We start from the raw sequence: 15,170 nt of genomic DNA on the forward strand, positions 1-15,170 counted from the left end.
TGGTGCGATAGACATAGAAAGGGCCGCGCACTAGGACCAATCGAGGCCAGCAATCCGGGAGGTCTTGATGGCCTTGGTGATCGAAGGCGAGGAGCGGATCGCCGCACCCGTCGAGAAAGTGTGGGACGCCCTCAACGACCCGGAAATCCTGAAGGAGGCGATTCCCGGCTGGAAAGGAAATCGGACACCTAGCGGCGGCCCGGCGAATTACTCGAACACGATGCTGGGCACTGCCGCCTCGGCGGCGCCGCGTTCCTCTTGGACCCTGTCCCATATCTTCGCGGCGATATCGCGATAGATCTTCGCCTCGGCGCCGTCCGGCTTGGATGCGACCACCGGGGCGCCGGCGTCCGAGCTTTCGCGGATGCCCATCTCCAGCGGCACCTCGCCAAGGAAGGTGACGCCGAGCCGCTCGGCCTCGCGGCGCGCGCCGCCATGGCCAAAGATGTCGTAGCGCTTGCCGGTGTCGGGCGCGAGGAAATAGCTCATGTTCTCGACGATGCCGAGCAGCGGCACGTCGACCTTCTTGAACATGTTGAGGCCCTTGCGGGCATCGATGAGCGCCAGGTCCTGCGGCGTCGAGACGATGACGGCACCGGCCAGCGGCACCTGCTGGGCCATGGTGAGCTGGGCATCGCCGGTGCCGGGCGGCATATCGACGACCAGCACGTCGAGCGGTCCCCATTCGACCTCGCGCAGCATCTGGGTGAGCGCCGACATGACCATCGGGCCGCGCCAGATCATCGGCGTCTCCTCGTCGACCAGGAAGCCCATCGACATCACCTTGAGGCCGTAATTCTGCATCGGCTTCAGGATCTTGCCGTCGACCGTCTGCGGCCGGCCGTGAATGTTGAGCAGCCTCGGCATCGACGGCCCGTAGATATCGGCATCGAGCACGCCGACGCTCAGCCCATTGGCGGCAAGGCCGAGCGCCAGGTTGACGGCGGTGGTCGATTTGCCGACGCCGCCCTTGCCGGACGCCACCGCGATGATCGCATCGATGCCGGGCACGCCGCGTTTGCCGTGACTGTGAGAAGCCGGCGCCTGCGGGCCAGGACGCTGCGGCGCTGCCTGGGGAGCAGGTCGTGGCGACGCTGCTTGCGAAGCCGGCCGAACCGGCGCCTCCATGCCGCCGCCCTTCTTCTCCGCCGTCAGCGCGACGACGGCGTTGGCGACGCCGGGGATCGCCTTGACGACACGCTCGGCGGCGGCGCGCAGCGGCTCCATCTCCTGGGCGCGGGCGGCGGGAACGGTAATCGAGAAAAACACCTTGGAGTCGGCGATGAAAATCTCAGACACCAGGCCGAGGTCGACGATGTTGCCGGTAAAGTCCGGTCCATTGACCGTCCTCAGGCGTTCGATGACGGTTTCCTTGGTTACAGTCATGGTCTTTCCTCGGAGTTTGGCGTTCCAGATAGTGCAGTTTCCCGGCAGAACCAAGCCGTGGCGCAATGGCTCGTCCGGCGTGCTCCGGAAAACGACTGGTGGTGTCGGATTTGGCCGAGCGCGTCCCGATCCGCCGATTGCCATGGCCAATCGATCCAGGGGCCCTATCTCGGTTGCCATGAGCGACGGCAACCGGAAAAGGAGACTGTCATGCTCGCAAACAGCAACGCAGCGGCCAATGTGGCGGTGAAAGACCTTTCGAGAGCGCAGGGCTTTTACGAAGGAACGCTGGGCCTCAAGCCTGTCGACGACATGGCCGGAGAACTGATCGTCTACAAAAGCGGAGACACGGTCATCAACGTCTATCGTTCAGAATTCGCCGGTACCAACAAGGCGACGGCGTTGACCTGGACGGTCGGCGACCAGATCGGCGCCATTGTCCAGGCGCTGAAGTCGAAGGGCGTCACCTTCGAGCGCTATGAGATGCCCGGGCTGACGGTCGAGGGCGATGTCCATGTCGGCTACGGCATGAAGGTCGCCTGGTTCAAGGACCCGGACGGCAACATACTGTGTCTTGCGGGCGAGTAGATTTCAGCACCAGCTTTGCCTCAGACCGCCAGGCGCGTGACAAAATAGGTCAACGCCGAAATCGCCGCCGTCGCCGGCAGGGTGATCACCCACGCCACGACAATGTTGCCGGCAATGCCCCAGCGCACCGCCGAGACGCGGCGGGCAGCACCCACGCCGATGATGGCGCCGGTGATTGTATGCGTGGTCGAGACCGGGACACCGAGCCAGGTGGCGGCGAACAACGTTATCGCCCCGCCGGTCTCGGCGCAAAAACCCTGCATCGGGTTCAGCCGAGTGATCTTCGATCCCATCGTGTGCACGATGCGCCAGCCGCCGAAGAGCGTGCCCAGCGCCAGTGCGGACTGGCAGGTGATGACCACCCAGAACGGCACGTGGAAGCTCTGGCCGAGCATGCCTTGCGAATAGAGCAGCACGGCGATGATGCCCATGGTCTTCTGCGCGTCATTGCCGCCGTGCCCCAGCGAATAGAGCGAAGCCGAGAAGAACTGCAGGACGCGAAAGCTGTTATCGACCGCGAACGGCGTCTGCCGAACGAACAGCCATGAGACGATGAGGATAAGGACAAGCGCCAGCACGAATCCGGTCGCCGGCGAGAGCACGATCGCCGCGGCCGTCTTGCCGAGCCCGGACCAGACGATGGCCCCCGGGCCGGCCTTGGCGACGCCGGCGCCGACCAACCCGCCGATCAGCGCATGCGAGCTGCTCGACGGAATGCCGGCGATCCAAGTGACGATGTTCCAGACGATGGCTCCGATGAGCGCGGCGAAGATCACTGCGGGGGTCACGATCTCGGCGTCGACGATGCCCTTTCCCACCGTCTCGGCGACATGCAGACCGAAGAACAGGAAGGCGATGAAATTGAAGAAAGCCGCCCAGAACACGGCATAGTGCGGCCTCAGCACGCGGGTGGAGACGATAGTCGCGATCGAGTTGGCGGCATCGTGCAGGCCGTTGAGGAAATCGAAGAACAGCGCCACGGCGACGAGGCCGACCAGCAGGGGAAAGGCGATCGCGGCGTCCATCTGTTAGACGTTCTCGATCGCGATGCCGCTGATCTCGTTAGCGACGTCCTCGAAACGGTCGACCACCTTTTCCAGCTGGCCGTAAATCTCCGAGCCGATCAGGTAGGCCATAGGGTCGCTGCGACCGTGCCGCTTGAACAGGTCCTTCAGGCCCTGCTCGTGCAGGTCGTCGGCGCGGCCCTCAACGCGCATGACTTCTTCGGCGATGGCGTTCAGCCGCGCGGCGTTGGCGCCAACCTTGCCGAGCAGTGGGATGGCCTCTGCTACCAGCCGGGCGGCCTCGACGATGACGCTGCCCATTTCCCGCATCAGCGGATCGAATTCCCTCATCTCGAACAATTTCACCGTCTTGACGGCCTTGTGCATCGTATCGATGGCATCATCCATCGACTGGATCAGATCCTTGATGTCGCCGCGGTCGAAGGGCGTGATGAAGGAGCGCCTGACGGCAAGCAGCACCTCCGCGGTGATCCCGTCCGCTTCGTCCTCCAGATCGACGATCGTCTGGCACCAGCGGTCGATGTCCCGGCCCTGGAGAAGCTGCTCAAGCGCCTCGGCGCCGCCGACCACCGTGCGCGAATGCCGTTCGAACAGTTCGAAGAAGCGATCCTCGCGCGGCAACAGTCTGCGAAACCAACCCAGCATCTGCTCCTCCCTGCTTCCGCCTACCCCACATAGCGCCATGCGCGGCGCGGGAAAACAGATAAGCCGGCTCAAAAATGTGGATGAGATCCTATCGTTCATCCGCCTTGCGAAGCAAAGCGATTTCCCCGACCTTGGGCAGACCGTGGATCGGATGACATGATCGACAAGCTGGAATTCTTCATCGCTTTAGCCAGGGAAGAGCATTTCGGCCGCGCCGCCGAGGTGTGCGGCGTCACCCAGCCGACGCTGTCGGCCGGCATCAAGCAGCTCGAGGAGCAGCTCGGCGTCATGCTGGTGCTGCGCGGCTCGCGTTTCCAGGGTCTGACGCCGGAAGGCAAGCAGGTGCTGGTTTGGGCGCGCCGCATCGTCGGCGATTCAAGGACCATGCGCGAGGAGATGCGGGCGGCGCGCCACGGCCTGTCCGGCCGCATCCGCATCGCCGCCGTTCCGACGGCGCTCGCCATGGTGGCGCGGCTGACGACGCCATTCCGCGACAAGCATCCCGGCGTCACCTTTTCGGTGCTGTCACGGACCTCGATCGAGGTGCTGACGCTGCTCGGCAATCTCGATGTCGATGCCGGCATCACCTATCTCGACAACGAGCCGCTGGGGCGGGTAACCAGCGTGCCGCTCTATGACGAGCGCTACCAGCTGATCACGGCAGTCGGCAACCCCTATTCCGACCGCGACAAAGTGACGTGGGCAGAGATCAGCCAGTTGCCGCTCTGCCTGCTGACGCCGGACATGCAGAACCGCCGCATCATCGACCAGCATCTGGCGGAAGCCGGCGTGCAGGTGCGGCCGACACTGGAATCCAACTCGATGATCGTGCTGTTCTCGCATATCCGGACCGGCAAGTGGTCATCGATCATGCCGCTCAACCTTGCGGAAACATTCGGCTTTTCCGAACCGATCCGGGCCATTCCGATAGTCGATCCGGATGCCAGCCACACGGTCGGGCTGGTGGCGGCGCCGCGCGAGCCGCACACGCCGCTGGTGCAGGCGCTGCTGGACGAGGCAATGGCGCTGGCAGACGATTTCCGTTCCCACCGCTAGGCTAGACAATGCGGGCTCAGCGTTTCTGATAGAAAATTTCTATCAAGCGACGAGACTGCTTTATTGATCTCGGAGGTTTCCTCTGATTTCATAAGGACTTAGCGATATCGCGCCCTGTGCATGTCGTTGCCCCAAAACCGCTCTATATTTTGGGGTGACATATGTGTTGGCGCCACGGCCAGGGAGGGCGCTGCATGCCGATGCAGCCTGCAAGTACCGAGATCGCGTCGCGCATAGCGGCGATCATCGAGGAGTTGAAGGACCTCGAAGGTCCGTTGCTGCCGATTCTCCACGGCATCCAGGAAGAATTCGGCCATGTGCCGCAGGCGGCGCTTCCGGTCATCGCCGACGGGCTGAACCTCTCGCGAGCGGAGGTGCATGGCGTCGTCACCTTCTATCACGATTTCCGCGCCAAGCCGGCCGGCCGGCATGTGCTGAAGCTCTGCCAGGCGGAAGCCTGCCAGTCGATGGGTTCGGAAGCCGTCGCCACCAAGGTCAAGCAACTGCTCGGCATCGATTTTCACGAGACCGCACGCGACGGATCGGTTACACTGGAGCCGGTCTATTGCCTCGGGCTTTGCGCCTGCTCGCCGTCGGCGATGCTCGACGGCGAAGTGATCGGCCGGCTCGACGACGAGAAGATCGAAGAGATCGTCGCGGAGGTGCGTTCATGATCCCGCGCATCTACATCCCTGCCGATTCCGGTGCTCTGGCGCTCGGCGCCGAAAAGGTCGCCAGGGCGATCGAGAAGGAGCTCAAGGAGCGCGGCGTCGAGGCCAAGATCGTGCGCAACGGCTCGCGCGGCGCCTATTTCCTGGAGCCGATGGTCGAGGTTGCGACCGCCGAGGGCCGCGTCGCCTACGGGCCGGTCAAGCCGTCTGACGTGAAAAGCCTGTTCGACAGCGGTTTCCTCAAGGGTGGCCATCACAAGCGCTGGCTGGGTGCGCCAGACAAGATCCCCTTCCTCGCCAAGCAGACGCGGCTGACCTTCGCGCGCTGTGGCGTCATCGACCCGCTGTCGCTCGACAGCTATAAGTCGCATGGCGGTCTGAGAGGCCTGCAGAACGCGGTCGCCATGGCGCCGGCGGACGTCGTGAACCAGGTGACCGAGTCCGGCCTGCGCGGCCGCGGCGGCGCAGGCTTCCCGACCGGCATCAAGTGGAAGACGGTTCTCGATACGAATTCCGAACGCAAATACATCGTCTGCAATGCCGACGAGGGCGACAGCGCCACCTTCGCCGACCGCATGATCATGGAGGGCGATCCCTTCGTGCTGATCGAAGGCATGGCGATCGCCGGCATCGCCACCGGCGCGACCAAGGGCTTCGTCTATATCCGCTCGGAATATCCGCATGCGGTGGCGACGATGAATAAGGCCGTGGCGATCGCCCGCAAGGCAGGCGTGCTCGGCGTCAATGTGCTTGGCTCGCCCAACGCCTTCGACATGGAAATCCGCGTCGGGGCCGGCGCCTATGTCTGCGGCGAGGAAACCTCGTTGCTCAACAGCTTGGAAGGCAAGCGCGGCGTGGTGCGCGCCAAGCCGCCGCTGCCGGCGATCCAAGGGTTGTTCGGCAAGCCGACGGTGATCAACAACGTGATCAGCCTGGCCTCCGTGCCGATCATCATGGACAAGGGCGCCGCCTACTACAAGGATTTCGGCATGGGCCGTTCGCGCGGCACGATCCCGATCCAGATCGCCGGCAACGTCAAGCATGGCGGCCTGTTCGAGACGGCCTTCGGCCTGACGCTGGGCGAAATCGTCGACGAGATCGGCGGCGGCACGGCTTCGGGGCGGCCGGTGAAGGCGGTGCAGGTCGGCGGCCCGCTCGGCGCCTATTTCCCACGCGCGCTTTTCGACACGCCGTTCGATTACGAGGCTTTTGCTGCCAAGGACGGGCTGATCGGGCATGCCGGCATAACCGTGTTCGACGACAGCGCCGACATGATGAAGCAGGCGCGCTTTGCCATGGAGTTCTGCGCCATCGAAAGCTGCGGCAAGTGCACGCCCTGCCGCATCGGCTCGACGCGCGGCATGGAGGTTCTGGACAAGGTCGCCGCGGGCATCGAGGCGGAGAAGAACCTCGCTCTGGTCACCGACCTCTGCAACACGATGAAGTTCGGATCGCTCTGCGCCCTGGGCGGCTTCACGCCCTACCCGGTGATGAGCTCGATCACGCATTTCCCCGAGGATTTCAAGCCGGCGCCGACGCGCGTGGCTGCCGAATAGGAGCTGGCAGATGAACATCAAAGCCGACTTCCCGACACTCATCGAAGAGATCGACTACGGAACGCCGGAGTCGAGAGCGGCGAAGCAGGTGACGCTGACCGTTGACGGGCAAAGCATCACCGTGCCGGAAGGCACCTCGATCATGCGCGCGGCGATGGAAGGCGGGGTCGAGATCCCGAAGCTCTGCGCCACCGACATGCTGGACTCTTTCGGCTCGTGCCGCGTCTGCCTGGTCGAGATCGACGGCCGCGGCGGCACGCCCGCATCCTGCACGACGCCGGTCGGCGAGGGCATGGTGGTGCGCACGCAGTCCGAGCGGCTCGATGCCATCCGCCGTGGCGTCATGGAACTCTACGTCTCCGACCATCCGACCGGCTGGAACGAGAAGGCCGGAACCGGCGCCAGCGAGTTCGACGCGGTTGCGGAGTCGGTCGGTCTGACCGAGAACCGCTACGGCGTCGAAGGCCGCAACCACGTCAAGGAAGAAGGCGGCGTGGCGCCCGGCCATGGCTCGCTGGCGGTCGACTACATCGCCCGCGATGAGTCCAACCCCTACTTCACCTATGATCCGGCGCAGTGCATCGTCTGCTCACGCTGCGTGCGCGCCTGCGAAGAGGTGCAGGGCACCTTCGCGCTGACCATCGAGGGCCGCGGCTTCGAGTCCCGCATGGTCGCCGGCATGCATGAGGATTTCATCGCTTCCGAATGCGTGTCCTGCGGCGTCTGCGTGCAGGCCTGCCCGACCGACGCATTGCGCGAGAAGACCGTGCTCGAGAAGGGCATGCCGGAGCGCTCGGCCGTCACGACCTGCGCCTATTGCGGCGTCGGCTGCTCGTTCAAGGCGGAAGTGAAGGGTGACGAAGTCATCCGCATGATGCCCTACAAGGACGGCAAGGCGAACCACGGCCATTCCTGCGTCAAAGGCCGTTTTGCCTATGGCTATGCCACCCACAAGGATCGGATCCTGTCGCCGATGATCCGGGAGAAGATCACCGATCCGTGGCGCGAGGTGAGCTGGGAAGAGGCGATCGCCCATACGGCAAAGGAATTCCGCCGCATCCAGTACCAGTACGGACGCGGCTCGATCGGCGGCATCACCTCCTCGCGCTGCACGAACGAGGAGACCTATCTCGTCCAGAAGCTGGTGCGGCAGGGCTTCCGCAACAACAATGTCGACACCTGCGCGCGCGTCTGCCATTCGCCGACCGGCTACGGCCTCGGCCAGACCTACGGCACCTCGGCCGGCACGCAGGACTTCGACTCGGTCGAATACACCGACGTTGCCGTCATCATCGGTGCCAATCCCGCTACGGCGCATCCGGTGTTCGCCTCGCGGCTGAAGAAGCGGCTGCGTGAGGGCGCCAAGCTGATCGTGCTCGACCCGCGCCGCACCGAGATGGTGAAGTCGGCGCATGTCGAGGCCGACTACCACCTGCCGCTGAAGCCCGGCACCAACGTCGCGGTGCTGACGGCACTGGCCCACGTCATCGTCACCGAGGGCCTGTTCGACGAAGCCTTTATCCGCGAGCGCTGCGACTGGGCCGAGTTCCAGGACTGGGCGTCCTTCGTCGCCCTGCCGGAAAACAGCCCCGAGACGGTCGGCAAGCTGTCCGGCGTCGATCCTGAAGCGATCCGGGGTGCCGCGCGCCTTTACGCCAAGGGCGGCAACGGCGCGATCTATTACGGCCTCGGCGTCACCGAGCACAGCCAAGGCTCGACTACGGTGATGGCGATCGCCAACCTCGCCATGGCCACCGGCAATATCGGCCGTCCGGGCGTCGGCGTGAACCCGCTGCGCGGCCAGAACAATGTCCAGGGCTCCTGCGACATGGGTTCCTTCCCGCATGAGCTGCCGGGCTATCGCCATATCTCCGGCGAAGCCGTGCGCGACATCTATGAGAGCCTGTGGGGCGTGAAGCTGGACGAGGAGCCCGGCCTGCGCATCCCCAACATGCTGGATGCCGCCGTCGACGGCTCATTCAAGGGCATCTACATCCAGGGCGAGGACATCCTGCAGTCCGACCCCGATACCAAGCATGTCGCCGCAGGGCTGGCCGCGATGGAGTGCGTCGTCGTGCACGACCTCTTCCTCAATGAGACGGCAAACTACGCGCATGTCTTCCTGCCGGGCTCGACCTTCCTGGAGAAGGACGGCACCTTCACCAATGCCGAGCGCCGCATCAACATGGTGCGCAAGGTGCTGGAGCCGAAGGCCCGCTACGCCGACTGGGAGGCGACGCAGGAGCTCGCCCGCGCCATTGGACTGGACTGGAACTACACGCACCCGTCTGAGATCATGGACGAGATCGCCAAGACGACGCCGAGCTTCGCCGGCGTCTCCTTCGAGCTGCTCGACCGTGTCGGATCGGTGCAGTGGCCCTGCAACGAGAAGGCACCGCTCGGCACGCCGATCATGCATGTCGACGGCTTCGTGCGCGGCAAGGGCAAGTTCATCCGCACCGAATATGTCGCGACGGACGAGCGGACCGGCCCGCGCTACCCGCTGCTGCTCACCACCGGGCGTATCCTGTCGCAGTACAATGTCGGCGCGCAGACCAGGCGTACCGAAAACGTCGCCTGGCATGCCGAAGATCGGCTGGAGATCCATCCGCACGACGCCGAGAACCGCGGCATCCGCGAGGGCGACTGGGTGCGGCTGGCGAGCCGTTCGGGCGAGACCACCCTGCGCGCGCTGATCACCGACCGCGTGTCGCCCGGGGTCGTCTACACGACCTTCCACCACCCGGACACGCAAGCCAATGTGATCACGACCGACTTCTCGGACTGGGCGACCAATTGTCCGGAATACAAGGTCACCGCCGTGCAGGTGGCGCCATCCAACGGCCCGACCGAGTGGCAGAGGGACTATAACGAGCAGGCCAAGCAGAGCCGCCGCATCGCCCCGCTGGAAGCGGCGGAGTAGTCTTGGCCGCGCGCCGCAAAGCCACGACGCAAATCTCGCGGCTGGCGCGTCGTGCCGGCGGCACGGCGGCTGCGAACCGCATGGTGCCGGAGGAGACGCCGGTCGCGTTCTCCTATGCCGGCACCACCCATGCGGTGATGATGGCGAGCCCGGCCGATTTCGAGGATTTCGCGCTCGGCTTCTCGCTCACCGAAGGCATCGTTGCCAACCCGGCAGAGATCGAGGCGATCGAAGTCGAGGATCTCGGCGCCGGCATCGACATCCAGATCAAGCTGAAGGACCGGGCCAACACGCGCTTCCAGGCGCGACGGCGCCGGCTTGCCGGGCCGGTCGGCTGCGGCCTGTGCGGCATCGAATCCATCGAGGAAGCGATGCGGTCGGTCGACGCGGTCGGTTCGTCGAAGCTTACGCTCGACGCCGAAGACGTCACGCGTTCGGTCAAGCTGCTGTCGAAGCAGCAGCCGCTGCACACCGAGACCGGGGCGGTGCATGCTGCCGGCTTCTACGTTCCCGGCAAAGGTATCGTGATGGCGCGCGAGGATGTCGGCCGCCACAATGCGCTGGACAAGCTCGCCGGCGCGCTGGCCAAAGCCGGCATCGACGGCGCGAGCGGCGCCGTCGTGGTCACCTCGCGCGTGTCGGTGGAGATGGTGCAGAAAACCGCCGCCATCGGTGCCCCGATCATCATGGCGGTTTCGGCGCCGACCGCGCTTGCCATCCGCACCGCCGAGTCCGCCGGGATGACGCTGGTGGCGCTGGTGCGCGGCGACGATTTCGATATTTTCACCCACCCCGACCGGGTGGCTTGCGGAGTTGCCAAGCATGTCGCGTGACGAAGACCACATCGCCAGCACCAAGGAAAAGCTGGTGCGCATGGCCAATCAGATCGCCACCTTCTTCCATTCGAAGCCGCGTGAGGAAGGCATTGCCGGCGTTGCCGAGCACATCAACAAATTCTGGGAGCCCAGGATGCGGCGGCAGTTCTTCGAGCTGCTGGACGGCGACCCGGAAGATTTCGACGAGCTGGTGATCGCCGCATCCGCCAAGATCAAGCGTCCGCTGACGGCGGAGCAGGCCGACAAGAGCCTCGGTTACAGCAAGCCTGCGGAGGCTGAGGGCGCCATTCCGCATAAGTAGGGCCTCGGGGCCGCATCGGCGCCAAAGGTCTTAGTATTTCCGCTCTCTAAAGTTTCGCTGCCGCAAGCCGGCTGCCTCTGCTATGGTTGAGGACAGGAGATCGTCTGGCCGGGCGGGGTAGTTGCGTGAGGCCGATCGAGACCAGATATGCCCGTAGCGGGGATGTGCGGATCGCCTATCAGGTGGTCGGCCAAGGCTCGTTCGATCTCGTCTTCGTCCCCGGCTTCATCTCCAATCTCGACCTACAATGGGAAGACGAGGGCTACAGCCGCCTGCTGAAGCGGCTTTCGGCTTTTTCACGGCTGATTCTGTTCGACAAACGCGGCACCGGGCTGTCGGACCGCGTGGACAACCATCATTTGCCCGGCCTGGAGACCCGCATGGATGACGTGCGCGCGGTGATGGACGCCGCCGGCAGCGGCCGCGCGGCGATCCTCGGCGCTTCGGAAGGCGCACCGATGGCGATGCTGTTTGCCGCCACCTATCCGGAGCGGACGCGGGCACTCGTGCTCTATGGCGGTTATGCGCATTTCCACAAATGGGTAATGCCGCCGGAGCGCCTGGAAGCCTTCATCGAGATTGCCGAGACTTGCTGGGGCACCGGCGCGACCTTGCCCAATTTCGCGCCAGGCCGGGTGGATGACACGCATTTCGCCCGGTGGTGGGCACGGTTCGAACGGCTGTCGGCCGGCCCGACGGCCGCGGCAGCCCTTGCCCGCATGAATGCAGACATCGACGTGCGCGGCATTCTGTCCGCGATCAACGCGCCGACGCTGCTGATCCATCGCCGCAATGACGCGCGCGTCGATCCGGAGGCCAGCCGCTTCCTTGCCAGGAAGATTCGCGGCGCCCGGCTTGCTGAGATACCCGGCCGCGACCATCCGATCTGGACCGGGGACGTCGACCGGGTGGCCGACCTGATCGAGGAGTGCCTGACCGGCCAGCCGGCGGTGGCCGACACCGAGCGGGTGCTTGCCGCGCTGCTGGTGACGCGCATCTTCGACACCGCCAAGCTCGGCGACCGCATGTGGAGCGAGCGCAGCCAGCGCTTCCAGGAAGCATGGCGGCTGCTGGTGGGCCGCCAAGGCGGGCGGATTGCCGGCACGCACGGCGAATTGCTGATCTCTCGTTTCGACGGGCCGGCGCGCGCCATACGCTGCGCGGCGGCGCTGCGCGATGCGGCGCAGCAGATTGGCGTGGCAAGTGGGCAAGGCGTGCATGTCGGCGAGATCGAAATGCGCGGCCAGCCGGTCGGCCTCACGGCGCGGGTGACCATTCAGCTCGCCACCCATGCCGGACCCGGCGACATCCTCGCTTCGCGGTTGGTCGCCGAACTGGCGATAGGCTCCGGCCTGCGTTTCATCGACGCCGGACGTGTCAGTCTCGACGAGCTGAGCGAGCCGCTGCCGGTGGTCCAGGCCACGTCTGAACAACATCTGGAACCGGCCTGCCGCCCCAGGCCCAGGGCCCTGCAGCCAGCTACACTGACGGCGCGGGAAAGCGAGGTGGTGAACCTGATTGCCGACGGCATGAGCAATGCGGCGATCGCCGCCGAGCTGAGGCTCAGCGAGCATACGGTCAAGCGGCACGTCGCCAACATATTGCTCAAGCTGGACCTGCCGTCGCGCGCTGCTGCGGCGGCCTTCTCGGCAAGGCACACTGGCCCGGACGGGCCATGAGTGCCATGGCGCTTTCGGGCGAAGCGAAAGGGGTGTCTCTAGGACTATGAATTCGTCCCATGCAGGCCAAGCGTCAGGTGGGCTCGTCAAGAAGCAGACCGACGACCTGTTCGCAGCCGCCATGGCCAGTTCGCAGTGAGAAGTCCCTGCCCGGCAGTAATCGTCGGGCAGCGCTTCGGATCTACCACCCAAGACGATGGGCACATGGAGGATGAAATGCTGACCAAGACAGTGGACGGCGCGGCGATCAAGAAAGCGATCGAGAGCCGTGACGGCAAGATGCTGGCGAGCTTCTACAATGACGATGCGCTGGTGCGGGTGATCGACCGCAACAACCCGCCGAGCAAGCCGCGCGAAATCCGCGGCCGCGCGGCGATCAGCACCTTCTGGGACGACATCTGCAGCCGGGCGATGACCCACAAGGTCGACGCCACGATCGCCGAGGGCGACAATCTCGCCTTCACCCAGGCCTGCGCCTATCCCGACGGCACCAAGGTGTTCTGCGCCGCGATGCTCGAATTGAAGAACGGCCGCATCGCGCGGCAGACGGTCGTGCAGGCCTGGGACGAGTAGCTCAAGAACGGATTCATCTGCAAGACAGGGAGGAGAACCAAGATGTTCAGCGGCAGATGGCAGATCGATGCCAAGTTCGGTCACAAGCAGACCGCGCTCGAGCTGATGCGGAAATGGGAGCGCGAGATCGGCTCGCAGGTTGGGCTCGCCGACCTGAAATTCCAGCTCATGACCGGTTCAGTCGGCGCACGCGAAGCGACGATCGAGACCCACCACCAGGTCGAGAGCCTGGCCCAGTTGGAGGAGTTCTTCGCCAAGATCGCCAAGATCGAGGCGCACGCCAAATGGGGCAAGGAGCTGGAGCCCTATGTGGTGTCGGGCACCAGCCTGTGGAACATCTACCGCATCGTCGAGTAGCGGCCTGCGTGGCCGACCTCGCCCGTTGTGGGAGAGGTAGAGGGCTTACCCGTGCGCCACCATCACATGGCGGACGGCGGTGTAGTCCTCCAGCGCGTAGAGCGACATGTCCTTGCCGTAACCGGACTGCTTCAGGCCGCCATGCGGCATCTCGTTAGTGAGCATGAAGTGGGTGTTGATCCAGGTGCAGCCATATTGCAGCCGGGCCGCGGTCGTCATGGCGCGCGAGACGTCCCTGGTCCACACCGACGATGCGAGGCCGTAGTCGCTGTCATTCGCCCAGTTCACCGCCTCGTCGACCTCGGAGAACCGGGTGACCGAGACGACCGGGCCGAACACCTCGCGGCGCACGATCTCGTCTTCCTGCAACGCTCCGGCGACGACCGTCGGCTGGTAGTAGAAGCCGGAGCCCTCGCCCGGCTTGCCGCCGGTGGTGATCTCGATGTGCTTCAATTCCGAAGCGCGCTCGACGAAGCTTGACACGCGGTCGCGCTGGCGGCGCGAGATCAGCGGCCCGATCTCGTTCTCGGTGTCGTCGGGCAGATTGTATTTGATGGTCGACGCCGCCGAGGAGAGATCGGCGACCAGCTTGTCGTAGATCTTCCTGCCGGCATAGATGCGGCAGGCGGCGGTGCAGTCCTGGCCGGCATTGTAGTAGCCGAAGGCGCGCAGACCGTTCACCACCGCGCCGAGATCGGCGTCGTCGAAGACGACGACCGGCGCCTTGCCGCCGAGCTCGAGATGGGTTCGCTTGACCGACTTGGCGGCCGCCTGCAGCACTTTCTTGCCGGTGGCGACGTCGCCGGTGATCGAGATCATGTTGACCTTGGGATGATTGATCAGCGTGTTGCCGACGCTGTCGCCGCGGCCGAGGACGACATTGACGACGCCCTCGGGCAGGATTTCCGACAGGATCCTCGCCAGCTTCAGCGCCGTCAGCGGCGTCTGCTCCGATGGCTTGAAGACGACGGTGTTGCCGCCGCCGATCGCCGGCGCCAGCTTCCAGGCCATCATCATCAGCGGATAGTTCCAGGGCGCGATGGAGGCGACGATGCCGATCGGATCGCGCCGCACCATCGAAGTGTGGCCGGGCAGATACTCGCCCGCGACCTGGCCTGGCATCGAGCGCACCGCGCCGGCGAAGAAGCGGTAGCAATCGACGATCGCCGGGATCTCGTCATTGAGCACGGCGTTGATCGGCTTGCCGCAATTCAGCGCCTCGAGCGCGGCGAACTCCTTCGCTTCGGCCTCGATGCGGTCGGCGATTTTCAACAGATAGCCGGAGCGCTGCGCCGGCGTGGTGCGCGACCAACTGACGAACGCTCGTTCGGCGGCACTGACAGCCGCCTCGATCTGCGCCGGACTTGCTTCCGGCAGGTTGAGGATGGTCGCGCCGGTCTTCGGATTGAGGATCGGCTCCTCGATTTCGGTGCCCTTGTCGAATTTCGAGCCGATCAGCATCTGGGTGTCCATGGGGGTTTCTCCCTTCGCAGTAGCGAGTAGCGAGTTGCGTGCAGCGAGTTGCGAATGGCGGGCAGGGTTCGCGATCGATTTTCCCTATTCGCTATTGGCTA

General features: G+C 64.8%; 14 protein-coding genes and 1 pseudogene. 11 read left to right on the forward strand and 4 right to left on the reverse strand.

The window, feature by feature from the left end:
* Positions 1-67: 67 nt before the first annotated feature.
* Positions 68-169: pseudogene (locus P9217_RS08465) on the forward strand (SRPBCC domain-containing protein); the annotation flags it as partial.
* 38 nt (positions 170-207) lie between these two features.
* Here P9217_RS08465 and P9217_RS08470 read toward each other — a convergent pair.
* The gene (locus P9217_RS08470; protein WP_278086227.1) at positions 208-1,386 is read right to left on the reverse strand and encodes an Mrp/NBP35 family ATP-binding protein; all 1,179 of its coding nucleotides are present in this window, start codon (positions 1,384-1,386) and stop codon (positions 208-210) included.
* A gap of 210 nt (positions 1,387-1,596) precedes the next feature.
* Here P9217_RS08470 and P9217_RS08475 point away from each other — a divergent pair, with 210 nt between their 5' ends.
* Positions 1,597-1,974 (forward strand): VOC family protein, encoded by a 378-nt coding sequence (locus tag P9217_RS08475; RefSeq protein WP_095799271.1) that lies wholly within the window; start codon positions 1,597-1,599, stop codon positions 1,972-1,974.
* A 20-nt stretch (positions 1,975-1,994) separates the two neighbouring features.
* Here the strand turns inward: P9217_RS08475 and P9217_RS08480 are convergent, their stop codons facing one another.
* Positions 1,995-2,999, reverse strand: coding sequence for an inorganic phosphate transporter (locus tag P9217_RS08480; protein ID WP_067324384.1), 1,005 nt, complete (start codon positions 2,997-2,999; stop codon positions 1,995-1,997).
* Between the two features lie 3 nt (positions 3,000-3,002).
* A complete protein-coding gene (locus P9217_RS08485) occupies positions 3,003-3,644 on the reverse strand; it encodes a DUF47 domain-containing protein (RefSeq protein ID WP_067003620.1) in 642 nt (213 codons plus the stop codon).
* A 156-nt stretch (positions 3,645-3,800) separates the two neighbouring features.
* On the opposite strand from P9217_RS08485, the gene P9217_RS08490 reads away from it, so the two are divergent.
* The 9 genes from P9217_RS08490 to P9217_RS08530 all read left to right on the forward strand — a co-directional run bounded on the left by P9217_RS08490 (position 3,801) and on the right by P9217_RS08530 (position 13,596).
* Positions 3,801-4,700, forward strand: a complete 900-nt coding sequence (locus tag P9217_RS08490) for a LysR family transcriptional regulator (protein WP_067003618.1) — start codon at positions 3,801-3,803, stop codon at positions 4,698-4,700.
* A 194-nt stretch (positions 4,701-4,894) separates the two neighbouring features.
* Positions 4,895-5,374, forward strand: coding sequence for a formate dehydrogenase subunit gamma (locus tag P9217_RS08495; RefSeq protein ID WP_067003616.1), 480 nt, complete (start codon positions 4,895-4,897; stop codon positions 5,372-5,374).
* Positions 5,371-6,927 carry an NADH-quinone oxidoreductase subunit NuoF gene (locus P9217_RS08500; protein ID WP_127214952.1) on the forward strand — a complete coding sequence of 519 codons (1,557 nt, stop codon included), beginning with the start codon at positions 5,371-5,373 and terminating at the stop codon, positions 6,925-6,927. Before P9217_RS08495 ends, P9217_RS08500 begins: the two co-directional genes overlap by 4 nt.
* Positions 6,928-6,937: 10 nt before the next feature.
* Complete coding sequence (gene fdhF, locus P9217_RS08505) at positions 6,938-9,850, forward strand: formate dehydrogenase subunit alpha (RefSeq protein ID WP_278086226.1); 2,913 nt, start codon at positions 6,938-6,940, stop codon at positions 9,848-9,850.
* Positions 9,851-9,852: 2 nt separating this feature from the next.
* Entirely contained in the window at positions 9,853-10,683 is an 831-nt protein-coding gene (gene fdhD, locus P9217_RS08510) for a formate dehydrogenase accessory sulfurtransferase FdhD (protein WP_278086225.1), read from the forward strand.
* Positions 10,673-10,987, forward strand: coding sequence for a formate dehydrogenase subunit delta (locus P9217_RS08515; protein ID WP_127239650.1), 315 nt, complete (start codon positions 10,673-10,675; stop codon positions 10,985-10,987). The genes fdhD and P9217_RS08515 overlap by 11 nt, the downstream gene beginning before the upstream one ends.
* Positions 10,988-11,112: 125 nt before the next feature.
* Complete coding sequence (locus P9217_RS08520) at positions 11,113-12,666, forward strand: alpha/beta fold hydrolase (protein ID WP_278086224.1); 1,554 nt, start codon at positions 11,113-11,115, stop codon at positions 12,664-12,666.
* Between the two features lie 216 nt (positions 12,667-12,882).
* The gene (locus P9217_RS08525; protein WP_095782332.1) at positions 12,883-13,239 is read left to right on the forward strand and encodes a nuclear transport factor 2 family protein; all 357 of its coding nucleotides are present in this window, start codon (positions 12,883-12,885) and stop codon (positions 13,237-13,239) included.
* Between the two features lie 42 nt (positions 13,240-13,281).
* The gene (locus P9217_RS08530; protein ID WP_278086223.1) at positions 13,282-13,596 is read left to right on the forward strand and encodes a hypothetical protein; all 315 of its coding nucleotides are present in this window, start codon (positions 13,282-13,284) and stop codon (positions 13,594-13,596) included.
* Positions 13,597-13,641: 45 nt separating this feature from the next.
* Here the strand turns inward: P9217_RS08530 and P9217_RS08535 are convergent, their stop codons facing one another.
* The gene (locus P9217_RS08535) at positions 13,642-15,069 is read right to left on the reverse strand and encodes a gamma-aminobutyraldehyde dehydrogenase (protein WP_127239652.1); all 1,428 of its coding nucleotides are present in this window, start codon (positions 15,067-15,069) and stop codon (positions 13,642-13,644) included.
* Between the last annotated feature and the right edge of the window lie 101 nt (positions 15,070-15,170).

The organism is Mesorhizobium sp. WSM4989 (genome assembly GCF_029625795.1).
GTDB lineage: Bacteria > Pseudomonadota > Alphaproteobacteria > Rhizobiales > Rhizobiaceae > Mesorhizobium.

Bases quoted from the DNA above. Each gene is read 5' to 3' on its own strand.
- P9217_RS08470 (WP_278086227.1), bottom strand. From the start codon at position 1,386: ATGACTGTAACCAAGGAAACCGTCATCGAACGCCTGAGGACGGTCAAT.
- P9217_RS08535 (WP_127239652.1), bottom strand. From the start codon at position 15,069: ATGGACACCCAGATGCTGATCGGCTCGAAATTCGACAAGGGCACCGAA.
- P9217_RS08515 (WP_127239650.1), top strand. From the start codon at position 10,673: ATGTCGCGTGACGAAGACCACATCGCCAGCACCAAGGAAAAGCTGGTG.
- P9217_RS08525 (WP_095782332.1), top strand. From the start codon at position 12,883: ATGCTGACCAAGACAGTGGACGGCGCGGCGATCAAGAAAGCGATCGAG.
- P9217_RS08475 (WP_095799271.1), top strand. From the start codon at position 1,597: ATGCTCGCAAACAGCAACGCAGCGGCCAATGTGGCGGTGAAAGACCTT.
- P9217_RS08500 (WP_127214952.1), top strand. From the start codon at position 5,371: ATGATCCCGCGCATCTACATCCCTGCCGATTCCGGTGCTCTGGCGCTC.
- P9217_RS08480 (WP_067324384.1), bottom strand. From the start codon at position 2,999: ATGGACGCCGCGATCGCCTTTCCCCTGCTGGTCGGCCTCGTCGCCGTG.
- P9217_RS08495 (WP_067003616.1), top strand. From the start codon at position 4,895: ATGCCGATGCAGCCTGCAAGTACCGAGATCGCGTCGCGCATAGCGGCG.
- fdhF (WP_278086226.1), top strand. From the start codon at position 6,938: ATGAACATCAAAGCCGACTTCCCGACACTCATCGAAGAGATCGACTAC.
- P9217_RS08530 (WP_278086223.1), top strand. From the start codon at position 13,282: ATGTTCAGCGGCAGATGGCAGATCGATGCCAAGTTCGGTCACAAGCAG.
- P9217_RS08485 (WP_067003620.1), bottom strand. From the start codon at position 3,644: ATGCTGGGTTGGTTTCGCAGACTGTTGCCGCGCGAGGATCGCTTCTTC.
- P9217_RS08490 (WP_067003618.1), top strand. From the start codon at position 3,801: ATGATCGACAAGCTGGAATTCTTCATCGCTTTAGCCAGGGAAGAGCAT.